A 15,188-nucleotide genomic window follows, 5' to 3' on the forward strand; every position below is an offset into this window, starting at 1 on the left:
TGTCCGCGCTTTACGCGCACGCGGACCCAAATGGCGTCTGCGCCGCCACGCAAGGCGAACTGGCCGAAGAGCTTGGCCAGAGTCGCGCCTGGATCAACGCCGTCCTGAAATCCCTGCAAGAGCCTGAGGTGGCTCTGGTCGCCGCGCGTCCACACCGTGGCTATCGCGGTTTTCTGTACGTGTTGGCCAATATCGCCCCCGACAGCGACTGTCAGCGGGCTGACAGCGCAAGTCAGACAGCGAACATCTCCTTAGACTCAGAGAATCCTGAATCCTCCTTCTCCTCCCAGACGAGGGAGCGAGAGGCTTTGCCGTTCGATTGGACGCCGGAAGCGGTTGATCTCGATTGGGCGCGAAGCCAACGGCCTGACATTGAGCCGGACCGAGTCACACGCAAATTCGTCGCCTGGTGCCGCAAGGCGCATCAGCGCAACGGCTATCGGCCCAGCGATCCCAGCGCCGCCTGGAAACGCTGGATCCTGCGGGAACTGGTCGCTCCCAACGACCCGATTTCCAACGACCTGACCGATCCGCAACCCACTCAACCCGCCGCCAGCGTTCGCCGCCGGAGTGCCCGCCATGACCACAGTCTCCCCCGCCCGTCCCTTGTCCCTGGAAAGCCGCACACCGCTGGACAGCGGCCTTTGGAACGGGGAGGCGCCGATGTGGTTGCCCGAAACCAGGACACCCTCGCCGCCCTCCGCGCTCGTCTCGCTTGCCCGGCTTGAGGTCGTCGATCTGCGCTTTGAAACGCAGGATTTGACGCCGGATGAGTTGGGCGCTTTGGCGGATCGGGTGGATTCGGCGATTGATCGGTTGGTCCCGCCAATCGGGGCGGACAATGTGCTGATCGGCGTCGAGAAACTGGCCAGCCGCTTCCAGTTGGAATTGCCCGACGCCGCCCTTTTGGAGGCCGACATTCTGGTGATGGCCGACTGGCCGGCGGATCGCTGGATGGCCGCCTTCCGCCGGATCTGGGCGGACTTCCGCAGCGGCTGGAGCCGCTTTCCGAGCGTGGGCGATTTCCGCGCCGCGTTGGACGCCACGCCCGCCCCGGACGCCTCCCGCCAGATGGACGACTTGCGCCGCCTGTCCTCCCGGCTTCGGCAGGAGCGGAGCTTGCGGACGCGCGCCTTGGAGCAGCGGCGGCGGATCCGCGAACGGGAGGAGGTTCTTTATGGCCTTCCCACGCCCGAACGCCGGATCATGGTCGCAGAGGCCCCTTTGACAGACGCCCCGCAGGAATCGTCTGAACCCGAAACACGGATGGACCGCGCGCGTCCAACCCAGAGCGCGACGGTTTCGGCGTCCCGTTCTTCGCCCAAGACTGGGGAGAAGACGGGCGGAGCAGGGTCAGGACGAGACATTCGGTTGCCGGTGGCGCTCGAACCGCCGCCAATCCGCAACGCTGGGCGGTTCCGTGGCGTTCCCTGGGCATCCCCAGGCCGGATCCGGGGCGCGCGCCAAGAAAACGGGCGGATCCGGTTGCCCGAATCCGCCCAGGTCAAGAGAACCGCAACCGGAGTCTGAACGTGCCTGAAAGACCCCGGCGCTTCAGAGAGGCCCGAAGGCCATCCGAACGGAGAAAGTCCGTGTTAGCCGGTGGTCAGCCCCCGGAGTTGCCGGTTGGCGACCGCCAGCATCGCCAGATCGATGGCGGGTTGGCCGCGCAGCTCGGACAGCAGCAACTCGACCCGTTCGACCAGTGGGCGACGGCGGGCGATCCAGGTGTCGACCGCCGCCGAATCCTCCGCTTCGCTTTCCAGAACGCGCAGGGTCAGGGCGCTTTGGTGGGCGAACAGATCATCGACGATGGCGGCGACGGCTTGCTTTTGCCAATGATTCTCCACCTTGGCCCCCGACGCGCGGTCACGCAGCCATTCCAGACCAAACCGGCGGCCCAGGCCGAAATAGACCGAGGCCACACCGGCGACGTCGCGCCCGCTTTTGGCGGCGATCCGCACCAGATCTGGGGCGGCGGCGAGGATTGGCAGGGCGGCCAAACGGCGGGCCACGGCGTCCGGGACGCCTTGCGCCACGCTGTCGGCCACCCGCGCGTCCAGCCTTGCGGCCTCTTCGTTGTCAAGGAAGCGGTCGAGGCCAGTCGCCAAAGCGACCAGGCCCGGTTGATAGGCGGCGACCTCGGCGGCCATGTCGAGCGGATGGGCGGCGTTCACCAAGAACCACGCCACCGCGCGGTCCATCAACTGGACGGTTTCCAGGAACAGCGCCGTTTGCGCCGCCGCCGGGACGCGGTTGTCCAGCGCGTCGATGGCGGTCCACAGGTCGCGCAGGCCGAAGACCTCGCGGGTGATGGCGTAGGCGCGGGCGACGTCCGCCGGACCCAGGCCGGTCTTCTCCATCATCTCGCGGACGAAGGTCGGGCCGACGCGGTTGACCAGGCTGTTGGTCACTTGCGTGGCGACGATCTCGCGCTTCAGACGGTGGCGGGCGATGGCCTCGCCCTGGCTGTCCTGCAAGGGCTTGGGGAAATAGGCCAGCAAATCGCCCGCCATCGCCGGATCGTCGGGCAGGTCCGAGGCCAGCAGATCGTCGTACAGCGTGATCTTGGCGTAGGCCAGCAGCACCGCCAGCTCCGGCCGGGTCAGGCCGCGCCGTTCGGCCATCCGTTCGGCGAGATCCTCGTCGCTCGGCAGATACTCGATGGCGCGGTTCAGGCGACCGGCCTTTTCCAGCGTGCGGATGAAGCGGGCCTGCGCCTCCAGCAGCGCCGGGCCTTGCGCTTGCGCGATGGTCAGGGCTTGGGATTGCCGGTAATTGTCGGCCAGAACCAGCCCCGCCACCTCGTCGGTCATCGCCGCCATCAGCACGTCGCGCTGTTTGGTCGTCATGTCGCCGCGCGCCACCACGTCGCCCAGCAGCACCTTGATGTTCACCTCATGGTCCGACGTGTCGACGCCCGCCGAATTGTCGATGGCGTCGGTGTTCAGCCGCACGCCCTGCCCATTGGCGCCAAAGCGGGCGGCCTCGATGCGGCCCCGCTGGGTCGCGCCCAGATTGGCCCCTTCGCCGATCACCGTGGCGCGGATGTCGCGGCCATCGACGCGCAGGGCGTCGGTCGCCTTGTCGCCCGCTTCGGCGTTGGTTTCGCCCGATTCCTTGATGTAGGTGCCGATGCCGCCGAACCACAGCAGATCGACCTTGGCCGTCAGCAGGCGGCGCATCAACTCGGCGGGGGCGATGTGCGTCGCCTCAATGCCAAAACAGGCGCGGACCTCCGGCGTCAACTCGACGCTTTTCAGCGAACGCTCGACGATCATGCCGCCCTTGGACAGCAGCGCCCGATCATACTCGGCCCAAGAGGAGCGGGGCAGGGCGAACAGCCGCGCGCGCTCCGCCCAGCTCGCCGCCGGGTTGGGATCGGGGTCGAGGAAAATATGGCGGTGGTCGAAGGCGGCCAGCAGGCGGATGTGTTTGGACAGCAGCATGCCGTTGCCAAACACGTCGCCCGACATGTCGCCGACGCCGACCACGGTGAAGTCGGTGGTTTGGATGTCCAGCCCGGTTTCGCGGAAATGCCGCTTGACCGATTCCCACGCGCCGCGCGCGGTGATGCCCATCACCTTGTGGTCGTAGCCGACCGACCCGCCCGAGGCGAAGGCGTCGCCCAGCCAAAAGCCATGGTCGATGGACACGCCGTTGGCGATGTCGGAGAAGGTCGCCGTGCCCTTGTCGGCGGCGACCACCAGATAGGGATCGTCGCCGTCATGGCGCACCACGTCGGCGGGCGGCATCACCGAGCCGTCGGCGGTCAGATTGTCGGTCAGATCAAGCAGACCGCGCATCAGCAGCTTGTAGCATTCGACGCCTTCGGCCTGGAACGCCTCGCGCCCAGCAGAGGCGGGCGGCGGGCGTTTGAGGACGAAGCCGCCCTTCGAGCCGACCGGGACGATCACCGTGTTCTTGACCATCTGGGCCTTCATCAGCCCCAGAATCTCGGTGCGGAAATCCTCGCGCCGGTCGGACCAGCGGATGCCGCCGCGCGCCACCTTGCCGCCGCGCAGATGGACGCCCTCCATGCGCGGGGAATAGACGAAGACCTCGACCCAGGGGCGGGGCAGGGGCAGCTCGTCAATCTGGCCGCTGTTGAACTTCAGCGACAGATAGGGCTTGGGCTGGCCATTCGGCAGGGTTTGGTAGGCGTTGGTGCGCAGCGTGGCGCGGACCAGCGTGACGAAGCGGCGCAGAATGCGGTCGTCGTCCAGATTGGTCACGGCGTCGAGCGCCGCGTCGATGGCCTCAAGGATCGGGGTCTCGTCGGCCCGGTTTTTCGGGTCGAAACGGGCGGCGAAGAGCTGGGCGATCAGGCGCGCGGTGTCGGGATGGGCGGCGAGCGTCGCCTCCACCGTGTCTTGCGCGTAGGCGAAGCGGGCTTGCTTGAGGAACTTGGCGTAGGCGCGCAGCACCACCACCTCCCGCGCCGTCAGTCCGGCCCGCAGGATCAGGCGGTTGAAACCGTCATCCTCCATCCGGCCATCCCACACGGCGGCGAAGGCCTCTTGGAAGATCTCCTTCACTTGCGCGCAATCGACGGCGGCGCCGGTCTGGCTGCGGGCGGCGAAATCGTGGATCCACACCGGCGCCTCGGCCCCGGCGGCGGCGACCTCGTAAGGCTGCTCGGTGATGACCTTCAGGTCCATGTGCTCCAGCATTGGCAGCACGTCGGACAGCGGGACCGGGCGCCCCTGGTGGTAGATCTTGACGTGGAGTTCGTCCTCTTCCGCTTCCAGCGGGTGGAAGAGGGTGATGCCAAGCCGCTGTTGCGCGGTCGCCTGCTCAATGCGTTCGATGTCGTGGACCGCCGCCTCGGCGGTGAAATCCTCGCGGTAGCCCGCCGGGAAGGCGTCGGCGTAGCGGCGCAGCCGAGCGTTGCCGACCTCCTCGCCATGGGCGTCGATCAAGGCGTCGCGCAGATGGTCGCTCCAACCGCGCGCGGCCTGGACCAGCCGGGCTTCCAACTCGCCGACGTCGGCGGCGGGCGCCCGTCCCGGCTCAGTGCGGATGATGAGGTGCAGCCGCGCCAGGGCGCTTTCGGACAATTGGGTGTGGTAGGAGGCGCAGGTTCCGTTGAAGCTCGCCTCCAGGATGCGTTGGATTTTCCGGCGCAGATTGGTGTCGTAGCGGTCGCGCGGCACGAAGACCAGGCAGGAGGCGAAACGCTGGAACGGATCGACGCGGACGAACAAGGCCAGCCGCTGCCGCTCTTGCAAATGCAGGATACCGAGCGTCGTGTCGTAGAGTTCCGAAACCTGGATTTGGAACAGCTCGTCGCGCGGGTAGGTTTCCAGGATGTTCAGCAGCGCCTTGCCGTCATGGCCCTGCGGGTCGAACCCGGCGCGGGTCATCACGTCGGCGACCTTGCGGCGCAGGAACGGAATCTCGCGCGGGCTGCGGTTGTAGGCGACGGAGGTGAACAGCCCGACGGTCAGCAGGGCGCCAACCACGCGACCATCCTCGTCAAAGCGCTTGATGAGCAGCGTGTCGAGCGGCACCGCGCGGTGGACGGTGGCCAGCCGGGTTCCCTTCGTCACCAGAAGCGGGCGCGGTTGGTGCAGGAAGGCGCGGATTTCGGCGGGCAGGGTGGCGGCGTGGCCCTGTTCGTCGAACACGGTGGTTTCCGGGTCGCGCAGCATGCCCAGCCCGCTGCCCTCGACCAAATCCAGCGAGGGTTCATCCAACGCGCCGTCGCCCGGCGTCACCACATAATAGCGGCTGCCCAGCAGCGTCACGTTGCCCGCGTCAACCCAGGCCATGAAGTCGGCGGCTTCGGCGGCCTCGACCGGATCCGGGGCCTTGGCCAGATCATGTTGCGACGCGGCGACGCGGGCGCGCATCGGCTCCCAATCCTGAACGGCGGCGCGGACGTCGGTCAGCACCCGTTCCAAGCCCTCGCGCAGGCGCGCCAGAACCGCCGGATCCGATTGCGGATCAATCGAGCAATGCATGAAGGATTCGTCGCGCGCGCCGTCTTTCAGATCCGGGGCCTCGCCCGGTTCGACCAAGCGCTCCAGCTTGCCGTCGGCGTCGCGGACCACGCGCACCACCGGATGGATCACCAGATGGACGGTGACGCCCTGGCGGTTCAGCTCCGCCGTCACCGAATCGACCAGGAACGGCATGTCGTCGTTGACGATTTCGACCACGGCGCGGTCGGATTGCCAGCCATGCTCATCGAGTCGGGGCGAATAGACGCGCACGCGGGCGGCGCCGGTGCGCCGGTGCTGGCCCCATTGCCACATGGCCAGCGCCGCCCCATAGAGCTGCTCGGACGTCGCCCGCAGCAAATCGTCGGGGGGAACGTTGGCGTAGAAGCGCTGGACGAATTCTTCCGCCCGTGCGTTCGGAACCCGGCTGCGCACAAGCTCAGCCAGTTGCTTGCGCATGTCGCCCGCCAGATCCTTGGTCGCCGTCCGCATGATGGTGGTGCTCTCCTGTTGTAGAGTTTTGCTGGTAGTACCACCGTAACGCTGACAATTCGACGACAAATTAACGACAGTATGTCTGACTAATCGGGCGAAACCGGGTTTGACGGGGCGGGCGCGGTCAGCTCGTCGACCAACCGCCGGGCATGCGCCGACAGGTCGTCGAAGCGTCGGGCGCACAGGACCAGCAGGCGCGGCGCCCAGGAATCGGACAAGGAGACGACTTGAATCGCCGAGGATTCGGCGGCGCGCAGGGCCGCCGTTTCCGGGACGATTCCGATGCCGACGCCGCGTTCCACCACCCGGCACAGCGCGATGGGGCCGCGCACGCGCACCCGGAAAGACAGGCTGCGCCCGGCCCGCGCCGCGTGCGCGTTCAAATATTCCTGCAACGCGCTGCCGCTGCTCAAGCCTACAAACGGTTCGTCCAGAATGTCGGCGAAGGCCACGCTGGATTGGGCGGCCAGCGGGTGATCCTTCGCCACCACCAGAACCAGCCGGTCGGAACGGAAGGGTCGGATTTCCAACCCGCCGAGATCGACCATGTCGGCGACGACGCCCAGGTCCGCCAAGCCGGCGGCCACCGCCTCGACAATCGCGTGGCTGGCGCGCTCCTCCAGATCAATGTCGATGTTGGGGTTGGCGGCGAGGAAGACGGCGAGCGCGTCGGGCAGGAACTCGTTGATCGCGGCGGTGTTGGACAAGAGCCGGACATGGCCCTTCAGCCCCCGGGCGTACTCGTTCAACTCGCCGCGCATCCGTTCAAGCTGGTGGAGCACCAGCCGGGCGTGATGAACCACGGCGCGCCCCGCCGGGGTCGGTCGCGCGCCGCGCCGCCCACGCTCCAACAGGGGAATGCCCAGCGCGTCCTCCATTCCCCGGATGCGCGCGCTGGCCGAGGCGAGCGCCATGGCGCTGCGCTCCGCCCCCGCCGTGATGCTGCCGGTTTCGGCGACGTGCAGGAACAGCCGCAGGTCGGTCAGATCGAAGCGCAAGGGCCGCCCCCTCCGATGGACAAGGCAGCCAGCCTTCGGTTGATCCGAAGGCTGGCTGCGTCAAAGCCACATTGTGACCTTTTGCCTCATCGATCAAGCTTCCCACCAACACCCACCAACGATTGCAGGATGGAGATCAGGCCATGGCTTTGCTGGACAGGGACCACCGGGACGCCGCGAAGGACGCGGACGGGGTTGACCGCCGCTTGCTGGTCGTCGCGGTGGCGCTTGCCGTTCTGACCCTGCTGGCGGTTTTGGATCTGGGCCGTCCGGTTCCGGGATCGCTGCCGCCGGTCGAGGTCCGCATCCCGCCGCTGGAGCTGCTGCGGGATCTGCCGCTGGCGGCCCAGCCGGTCGCGCCGCGCCGTCCATTGGTTGAGGACGACTTGCTGGTCCATGACTGACGCGGGCAGCCTCACCGCTCGACGGGCAAACTCTCGCCGCCGTCGCCCAGCGGGCGTTCCATCAGGACGCCGTCGAGCCAGCGGCCAAACTTGAAGCCCACCGCTGGCAGCACGCCGACATGGCGGAAGCCGCAGGCGTTGTGCAGGCCGATGGAGCCGTGGTTGGCGCTGTCGCCGATCACGGCGATCATGCGGCGGTATCCGGCGGCCTCGCAGATCTCGATCAGCGGATCCATCAACGCCCGACCGACGCCCCGCCGGGCCATTCCGGCATCGACATAGACCGAATTTTCCAGCGTGAAGCGGTATGCGCTGCGCGTCCGATACAGCCCGGCATAGGCGTAACCAGCCAATTGACCCTGGCATTCCGCCACCAGATAGGGCAGGCCGCGCGCCAAAATCTCGGCTCGGCGGCGAGCCATCTCGGCCTCGTCGGGGGCGATTTCCTCAAACGACGCGGTGCCGGTGAGGACATGGTGGCTGTACAGCGCGGTGATCGCCGGAATGTCCTCGTCGCGCGAGGGGCGGATGGTCAGGGCGAACGTCACGTCGATCAACTCCGAAGATGAGAGAGGGAAGGGGAGGCGGGGCGGTCGGGGGCGAGCAGGGCGGCGCACAAGGTCGCCGCCACGCCGCCGATTCCCAGCAGGGCGAAACCCCAACCCCAACCGGATCCGGCAACGAGACTGCCCCCGGATCCGGCGCCGTCCAGCGCCAAACCGACGGCCAGCGGCGCGACGCCGCCCGCCCCGAAACCAAGGATGGAGCGCACGGCCAGCGCCGCCCCCAGGCTGCCCGGCGGCGTCGCCTCGGTCATCGCGGTGGACAGAACCGGGGAATCGCCCAGCGCCGAGAAACCATAAAGCGCCGCCATCGGCAGGATCAACCACACCGGCAGAGTCTCCATCCAGCCGATGCTCAGCGAACAGACGGCCCCCATGGCCGCCATCGCCACCAGCACGGCCCGCCGCCCCAACCGATCAGACGCCCGCCCCATGGTCAGAGACGACAGGCACCCCGACAGATGAATGGCCCCGGCGATCCACAGGCCCGAGCCAGCCGCGCCGCCCGGCACGGCGAGGACCGCCGTCAGGAAGGCGGGCAACCACGCCCACATGCCCAGCAACTCCCAAGCGTGGGCGGTGTAGCCAGCGGTCAGCAGGAGGGAGCGGCGATCCGCCAGAAAGCGAAAGGCGTCGCGCAATCCCCCCTGGCGCGCGCCAACGACGCGGTTGGGCCGTCGGCGCAGTCCCGGCGCGACGATCAGGGCCGCCAGCAGCGGGCCGACGCCGCAGACCAAAAACGCGGCCTCGTAGCCGATCCGCTCGCTGAGATCGGCGGCGAGCGCGATGGAGGCGAAATAACCAAGCGACCCGGCCCCCAGCAGCCAGCCGACCGCCGCGCCGCGCCGGTCGGCGGCGACGCCCTGCGCCACCAGCATGATCGACGGGGCGTAGGTCCCGCCCTGCGTCAACCCCAGAAGCGCGAACAGCCAAAAGGCGCTGTCGGGCGAGCGGGCGAACAGGGCGAAGGCCAACCCGGCGGCGGCGGACGCCCAACTCGACCACAAGAACACCCGCTTGGCCCCCAAACTGTCGGCGAACCACGAGGACAGCACCAGGGACAGGGCGTAACCGATGTTGAAGCCGGTCTGGATGCCCCCGGCCTCGCCCCCGCTCATGCCCCAGGCGCGCAGCGTCGCGGGCAAGGCCCCGGCGTGGACCATGAAGGCCAGCGACGCGCCAAAGCGGCTGACGCACAGCGCCATCAGCCAGAGAGGTGCGGAGGAATGGGGGGCGTTCGTCATGGCCCCAGAGTCGGCGGGGCGGCTGGAAAAGGCAAATTTATTGATTTGATCGGAATCATAAGGAAAACTAGCGGCATGCGCGGCGTCAACCTCGATCAGCTTCTGACCTTCGCGATGGTGGTGGAGCATAGCGGCTTCACGGAGGCCGCCGCCCGGCTTGGCCTGACCCAACCGGCGGTCAGCATGCAGATCCGCAATCTGGAGGACCGCTTCGGCGTCCGCCTGATTGAGCGGGTGGGCAAGCGCGCCCTGCCGACCGCCGCCGGTCGCGATCTTCTGCCCTTCGTCCATCGTCTGCGCGACGAGGCGGACGCGGCGGTGGCCCATATGATGCGCCACCGCGCCGGGGATTTTGGCCGGGTGCGCATCGGCACCGGGGCAACCGCCTGCATTTATCGCTTGCCGTCGGTTCTGACCGCGCTGCGCGCCGATCACCCTGGTTTGGAGATCATCGTCGTCACCGGCGACACCCCGGAGATTTTGGACGCGGTGGAGGCTGGAACCCTGGATCTGGCGCTGGTCACGCTGCCCGCCGCAAGACCCAGCCTGTTCATTGAGCCGGTGTGCGTCGAGACGTTGGTGGCGGTCGACCCCCGGCGAATGGAGCCGGAAGAGGCCAACGACGCCGTCGATCCGGCGGAGGCCGCCGCCACGCCGCTCATTCTGTATGAGCGGGGCGGCACGATGCGGGCGGTGATCGACGCTTGGTTCGTCGCGGGCGGTTGCCAACCGCGCCCGGCGATGGAGCTTGGCAATGTGGAGGCCATCAAGAATCTGGTCGCCGCCGGGCTGGGGCGGTCGATTCTGCCCTCGGTCACGGTGGCGGGCGATCTGGACCGGGATCGCTTCCGCGCCCGCCCCCTGGTTCCACCCTTGACGCGGAGTCTGGGGTTGGCCCTGCGCCGGGACAAGATGCTGGACGCCGGGGTTCGGGCGATGGCGGCGGCGATCCGGTCGTTGGAGCCGTCGAGTTGAGGCGATTTTGAGCAGAAAGCCGCCGTGGCGGAGAACAGGACCGGATCAGCGCGAACATTGTGGGGATTGTGGCCGTTCGGGCGCTCAAACCGTTGACAACGCATCCATGCGTGGGTGCAATAGCCCCCGCGTTGGGTACGCCGTGGGGAACGCGACGCCACCCTGAAAGACAACGAACAGGTCGGGGCATCCTAATGAAAAAATTCGCTCTTAGCCTCCTTGGCGCGGTCGCTGCGGTCGCCATCGCCGGTCCGGCCATGGCCCAGGCCAAAAAGCCGGTCAACATCTACATCTGGAACGATTATCTGGGTGAAACGACCCTGGCCGACTTCACCAAGGCGTCCGGGGCTGAGGCGAAGGTCGATCTGTACGACAGCCTGGAGCTGTTGGAGCAGAAGGTGCTGGTCGGCAAGTCCGGCTACGACGTGATCGTCCCGACCGCTGAGCCGACCCTGTCGCGCCTGATCCAGGCCAAGGTCGTCGGTCCGCTCGACAAGGCCAAGATCCCGAACTTCAAGAATCTCGATCCGAAGGTTCTGAAGCTGCTGGAAAACTCCGATCCCGGCAACAAGTTCGCCGTTCCCTATCTGGGCGGCACCGTCGGCATCGCCATCATCCCGGAAAAAATCAAGGCCGTCGCCCCCGACGTGGCCTTGGATTCCTGGGATCTGATCTTCAAGCCCGACGTGGCCAAGAAGGTCGCGGCCTGCGGCATCACCATCATGGATTCGGCCATCGACGTCATCCCGTCGGTGCTGAACTATCTCGGCCTCGATCCGAACTCTGAAAAGAAGGAGGATTTGGAGAAGGTCGAAAAGACGCTGATGGCGGTTCGCCCCTACATCAAGCAGTTCGTCACCGGCCAGAACATCAACATCCTGGCGGGCGGCGACGCCTGCGTCGTCATGGCCTACAACGGCGACGCCATCCAGGGCGCCGCCCGCGCCGCCGAGGCCAAGAGCGCCAAGGTGGAGTATGTGACGCCGAAGGAAGGCGTTCAGGTCTGGTGGGACACGCTGGCGGTTCCCGCCGACGCCCCCAACAAAGAGGGCGCTTACCAGTACATCAACTTCATCCTGGATCCGGTGAACACCGCCAAGATCTCCAACACGGTGCGCTACGCCAACGCCGTTCCGGCCTCGTTGGCGGCGGTTGACGGCGACATCAAGGGCAACCCCGGCATCTTCCTGCCCGACGACAGCAAGGTGAAGCTGTTCTCGCTGAGGCCGGTCAAGCAGGCCACCGACCGCGCCCGCACCCGCGTGTGGACCAAGGTCAAGACCGGCAAGTAAGCCGCCGCCCCGCCCCTTGTAACGCGCCTTTGCGCCCCAGTCGGCCTCCAACGCCGGGGACTGGCTGGGGCGCGTCGCATTGATTGAGGACTCTGGATGGCCGGTCAGCCGCTTCGCAAACCCACCCGTCTGGAACCCTGGCAGGATGCCGGGCAGGCGCCCTATGTCCGTATCGAGAAGGTGACGAAGACCTTTGGCGATTTCGTCGCCGTCGATGAGGTCAGCCTGTCGATCTACCGGAACGAGTTCTTTGCGCTTCTCGGCGGATCGGGATCCGGCAAGACGACGCTGTTGCGCATGCTGGCGGGGTTCGAGCAGCCGACCGAGGGCAAGATTTTCATCGACGGCGTCGACATGTCGGGCATTCCGCCCTATGAGCGGCCCGTCAACATGATGTTCCAGTCCTACGCCCTGTTCCCGCACATGACGGTCGAACAGAACGTCGCCTTCGGGCTGAAACAGGACAATGTGCCGAGGGCCGAGATCCGCGACCGGGTGGCCGAGATGCTGGAGATGGTCCAACTCGGCGCCTTTGGCAAACGGCAGCCTCATCAATTGTCCGGCGGCCAGCGGCAGCGCGTGGCGCTGGCCCGCTCGCTGGTCAAGCGCCCGAAGCTGCTGCTGCTCGACGAGCCGCTGGGCGCGCTCGACAAGAAATTGCGCGAAAAGACCCAGTTCGAGCTGGTGAACATTCAAGAAAAACTCGGCGTCACCTTCATTGTCGTCACCCACGACCAGGAAGAGGCGATGACCATGTCGTCGCGCATCGCCGTGATGAACCATGGCGTCATCGCCCAGGTGGGAACGCCGACCGAGATTTACGAATACCCCCATTCGCGCTTCGTCGCCGAGTTCATCGGCTCGATCAACATGTTCGAGGGCCGCGTGGTGGAATCCGCCGCCGATCACGCGTTGATCGCGTCGGAGGAGGCCGGGTGCGAGCTGTACATCAGCCACGCGACCCCGGCCCCAACCGGGACGCCGGTCGTCGTCGCCATCCGTCCGGAAAAAATCGCCCTGTCCAAGGAGGAATCGCCGGACGCCGCCGGGCGCAACAGCGCCAAGGGCGTGGTTCGCGAAATCGCCTATCTGGGCGACGTGTCGATCTATCTGGTTGAGCTGCCGACCGGCAAGACGGTGCGCGTCACCGCCCCCAACGTCACCCGTCGCACGGAAATGCCGATCACCTGGGGGGACGAGGTTTATTTGAGCTGGCGGCCCTTCGCCGGCGTGGTGCTGGCGCAATGAGCGGCGTCGTCTCGGCCCTCAGCCGGTTGGGCCTGTGGGGGCGTGGCGCGGTGATCGCCATGCCCTTTCTGTGGCTGCTGCTGTTCTTTCTGGTGCCCTTCCTGATCGTCTTCGGCATCAGCTTTTCCGAATCCATCGTCGCCCAACCGCCCTACGCGCCGTTGGTCGGTTGGTTGACTGACGAGGAATCCGGGACGACGAAGCTCCAGATCCTGCTGAATCTGACCAATTACCTGCGGCTGACCGGCGACGATCTTTACATTCTGGCCTATCTGAACTCGGTCAAGATCGCGCTGGTGACGACGCTGCTCTGTCTGGCCATCGGCTATCCCATGGCCTACGCCATCGCCAAAGCCGACCCGGCGCGGCGTGGGCCGTTGATGATGCTGGTCATTCTGCCCTTCTGGACGTCCTTCCTGATCCGCATCTACGCCTGGATCGGCATCCTCAAGAGCAACGGCGTCATCAGCAATCTGCTGGAATGGACCGGGATCACCAGCGGGCCGGTGGAGATCCTCTATTCCGATTGGGCGGTCTACATCGGCATGACCTATTGCTATCTGCCCTTCATGGTGCTGCCGCTCTATTCGACCCTGGAAAAGATGGACCCGACCCTGCTGGAAGCGGCGGCGGATCTGGGCTGCCGTCCGTTGAAGGCGTTCCTGACCGTCACGCTGCCGCTGTCGTTGCCCGGCATCATCGCCGGGTCCTTGCTGGTCTTCATCCCGGCGGTGGGCGAGTTCGTGACGCCCGAACTGTTGGGCGGCCCCGACACGCTGATGATTGGGCGGGTGTTGTGGAACGAGTTCTTCGCCAACCGTGATTGGCCGGTGGCCTCGGGCGTGGCCATCGCCCTGCTGCTGGTGCTGGTCGTGCCGATCATGATCTTCCAATATGTCCAGGGTCGCGAGGCGGAGGAGCGGTGATGAAGCGCATCGGTTTCCTGTCTTGGGCGCTGTGGTTCGGCTACGCCTTCCTCTATGTGCCCATCGTCTTGCTCATCACCTACTCGTTCAACGAGTCGCGGCTGGTCACGGTGTGGGGCGGCTTTTCCACCAAATGGTATGGGGAGCTGTTGAACAACGAGGCGCTGCTGGCCGCCACCGCGCTGTCCTTGCGGGTGGCGGCGGTGTCGGCCACCCTGTCGGTGATTTTGGGCACCTGCGCGGGCATGGCGATGTCGCGCTTTGGCCGGTTCCGTGGCCGAACCCTGTTTGGCGGCATGATAACCGCGCCGCTGGTCATGCCGGAGGTCATCACCGGCCTGTCGCTTCTGCTGCTGTTCGTGGCGATGGAGCAACTCATCGGCTGGCCGGATGGCCGGGGCGTCACCACCATCACCATCGCTCACACCACCTTCACCCTGTCCTATGTCGCGGTGGTCATCCAATCGCGTCTGGCCGGGATGGACGGCAGCCTGGAAGAGGCGGCGATGGATCTGGGCGCGCGTCCAGCCAAGGTGTTTTTCGTCATCACTCTGCCGATCATCGCCCCGGCCCTGGTGGCGGGTTGGCTGCTGGCCTTCACCTTGTCGCTCGACGATGTGGTGGTGGCGAGTTTCGTGTCGGGACCGGGATCCACCACCTTGCCGATGGTGATCTTTTCCAGCGTCAAATTTGGCATCAGTCCGCAGATCAACGCGCTGGCGACTCTGATGGTTCTGGTCGTCGCGACGGGCATTTTCGTGGCGAGCGTCGTCATGGCCCGGCAGGACCGCCAGCGGAAACGGGACGAACAGATGGCGATCCAGGGCGGCTAAGCCCTTGGCGGGCCATGTTTCTGCTTTTGACCGTCCGCCGCGTTGCAGACCTGCGACGCGGCGGGTGGCTTTTTTGCGCCACTTTTGTTAGGATGACCTCATCGTAAACAGCAAATGAGGTCGTGCCATGCGCGCGCTCCTGTGGTTCCCAATGCTCAGGCTTGGTTTTTTCAGCAATCCGTCGGTTGGCTATTCGTCGTCCCGTTCTGTCACGGCCCGCCGCGCTCTGCGCCCGCCGTCCGGTCGTTAAGACCGCCCGCGTCCC

11 protein-coding genes are annotated in these 15,188 nt (G+C 66.4%); 7 read left to right on the plus strand and 4 right to left on the minus strand.

The window, feature by feature from the left end; translation table 11 throughout:
* Window positions 1-579 precede the first annotated feature (579 nt).
* Window positions 580-1,530, plus strand: a complete 951-nt coding sequence (locus D3877_RS25670) for a hypothetical protein (RefSeq protein WP_158600010.1) — start codon at window positions 580-582, stop codon at window positions 1,528-1,530.
* A gap of 65 nt (window positions 1,531-1,595) precedes the next feature.
* Here D3877_RS25670 and D3877_RS25675 read toward each other — a convergent pair whose 3' ends face one another.
* Together D3877_RS25675 and D3877_RS25680 are read right to left on the minus strand one after the other, a co-directional pair.
* Window positions 1,596-6,437: an NAD-glutamate dehydrogenase gene (locus D3877_RS25675; protein ID WP_119833662.1), complete on the minus strand. Its 4,842-nt coding sequence runs from the start codon at window positions 6,435-6,437 to the stop codon at window positions 1,596-1,598.
* A gap of 89 nt (window positions 6,438-6,526) precedes the next feature.
* Window positions 6,527-7,438: a LysR family transcriptional regulator gene (locus D3877_RS25680; RefSeq protein ID WP_119833663.1), complete on the minus strand. Its 912-nt coding sequence runs from the start codon at window positions 7,436-7,438 to the stop codon at window positions 6,527-6,529.
* Window positions 7,439-7,581: 143 nt separating this feature from the next.
* On the opposite strand from D3877_RS25680, the gene D3877_RS25685 reads away from it, so the two are divergent.
* Window positions 7,582-7,842, plus strand: a complete 261-nt coding sequence (locus D3877_RS25685; RefSeq protein ID WP_119833664.1) for a hypothetical protein — start codon at window positions 7,582-7,584, stop codon at window positions 7,840-7,842.
* Window positions 7,843-7,853: 11 nt separating this feature from the next.
* On the opposite strand, the gene D3877_RS25690 is transcribed toward D3877_RS25685, so the two are convergent.
* Window positions 7,854-8,390 carry a GNAT family N-acetyltransferase gene (locus tag D3877_RS25690; protein ID WP_238475086.1) on the minus strand — a complete coding sequence of 179 codons (537 nt, stop codon included), beginning with the start codon at window positions 8,388-8,390 and terminating at the stop codon, window positions 7,854-7,856.
* Window positions 8,391-8,395: 5 nt separating this feature from the next.
* Entirely contained in the window at window positions 8,396-9,649 is a 1,254-nt protein-coding gene (locus tag D3877_RS25695; RefSeq protein WP_238475087.1) for an MFS transporter, read from the minus strand.
* 75 nt (window positions 9,650-9,724) lie between these two features.
* Here D3877_RS25695 and D3877_RS25700 point away from each other — a divergent pair, with 75 nt between their 5' ends.
* From D3877_RS25700 to D3877_RS25720, 5 genes are all read left to right on the plus strand, one after another.
* Window positions 9,725-10,624: a LysR family transcriptional regulator gene (locus D3877_RS25700; RefSeq protein ID WP_119833666.1), complete on the plus strand. Its 900-nt coding sequence runs from the start codon at window positions 9,725-9,727 to the stop codon at window positions 10,622-10,624.
* A 194-nt stretch (window positions 10,625-10,818) separates the two neighbouring features.
* On the plus strand, window positions 10,819-11,916 hold the full coding sequence (locus D3877_RS25705) for an extracellular solute-binding protein (RefSeq protein WP_119833667.1): 1,098 nt from the start codon (window positions 10,819-10,821) through the stop codon (window positions 11,914-11,916).
* Between the two features lie 96 nt (window positions 11,917-12,012).
* Window positions 12,013-13,164: an ABC transporter ATP-binding protein gene (locus D3877_RS25710; protein ID WP_119833668.1), complete on the plus strand. Its 1,152-nt coding sequence runs from the start codon at window positions 12,013-12,015 to the stop codon at window positions 13,162-13,164.
* The gene (locus D3877_RS25715; RefSeq protein WP_119833669.1) at window positions 13,161-14,090 is read left to right on the plus strand and encodes an ABC transporter permease subunit; all 930 of its coding nucleotides are present in this window, start codon (window positions 13,161-13,163) and stop codon (window positions 14,088-14,090) included. Before D3877_RS25710 ends, D3877_RS25715 begins: the two co-directional genes overlap by 4 nt.
* A complete protein-coding gene (locus D3877_RS25720) occupies window positions 14,090-14,923 on the plus strand; it encodes an ABC transporter permease subunit (protein WP_119833670.1) in 834 nt (277 codons plus the stop codon). Before D3877_RS25715 ends, D3877_RS25720 begins: the two co-directional genes overlap by 1 nt.
* The last annotated feature ends 265 nt before the right edge of the window (window positions 14,924-15,188 follow it).

It is taken from the genome of Azospirillum cavernae (genome assembly GCF_003590795.1).
Classification (GTDB): Bacteria; Pseudomonadota; Alphaproteobacteria; order Azospirillales; family Azospirillaceae; genus Azospirillum; species Azospirillum cavernae.

What these genes read in the sequence shown, in the direction of transcription:
- D3877_RS25670 (WP_158600010.1), top strand. Translation starts at nt 580, where the DNA reads ATGACCACAGTCTCCCCCGCCCGTCCCTTGTCCCTGGAAAGCCGCACA.
- D3877_RS25675 (WP_119833662.1), bottom strand. Translation starts at nt 6,437, where the DNA reads ATGCGGACGGCGACCAAGGATCTGGCGGGCGACATGCGCAAGCAACTG.
- D3877_RS25685 (WP_119833664.1), top strand. Translation starts at nt 7,582, where the DNA reads ATGGCTTTGCTGGACAGGGACCACCGGGACGCCGCGAAGGACGCGGAC.
- D3877_RS25695 (WP_238475087.1), bottom strand. Translation starts at nt 9,649, where the DNA reads ATGACGAACGCCCCCCATTCCTCCGCACCTCTCTGGCTGATGGCGCTG.
- D3877_RS25700 (WP_119833666.1), top strand. Translation starts at nt 9,725, where the DNA reads ATGCGCGGCGTCAACCTCGATCAGCTTCTGACCTTCGCGATGGTGGTG.
- D3877_RS25705 (WP_119833667.1), top strand. Translation starts at nt 10,819, where the DNA reads ATGAAAAAATTCGCTCTTAGCCTCCTTGGCGCGGTCGCTGCGGTCGCC.
- D3877_RS25710 (WP_119833668.1), top strand. Translation starts at nt 12,013, where the DNA reads ATGGCCGGTCAGCCGCTTCGCAAACCCACCCGTCTGGAACCCTGGCAG.
- D3877_RS25715 (WP_119833669.1), top strand. Translation starts at nt 13,161, where the DNA reads ATGAGCGGCGTCGTCTCGGCCCTCAGCCGGTTGGGCCTGTGGGGGCGT.
- D3877_RS25720 (WP_119833670.1), top strand. Translation starts at nt 14,090, where the DNA reads ATGAAGCGCATCGGTTTCCTGTCTTGGGCGCTGTGGTTCGGCTACGCC.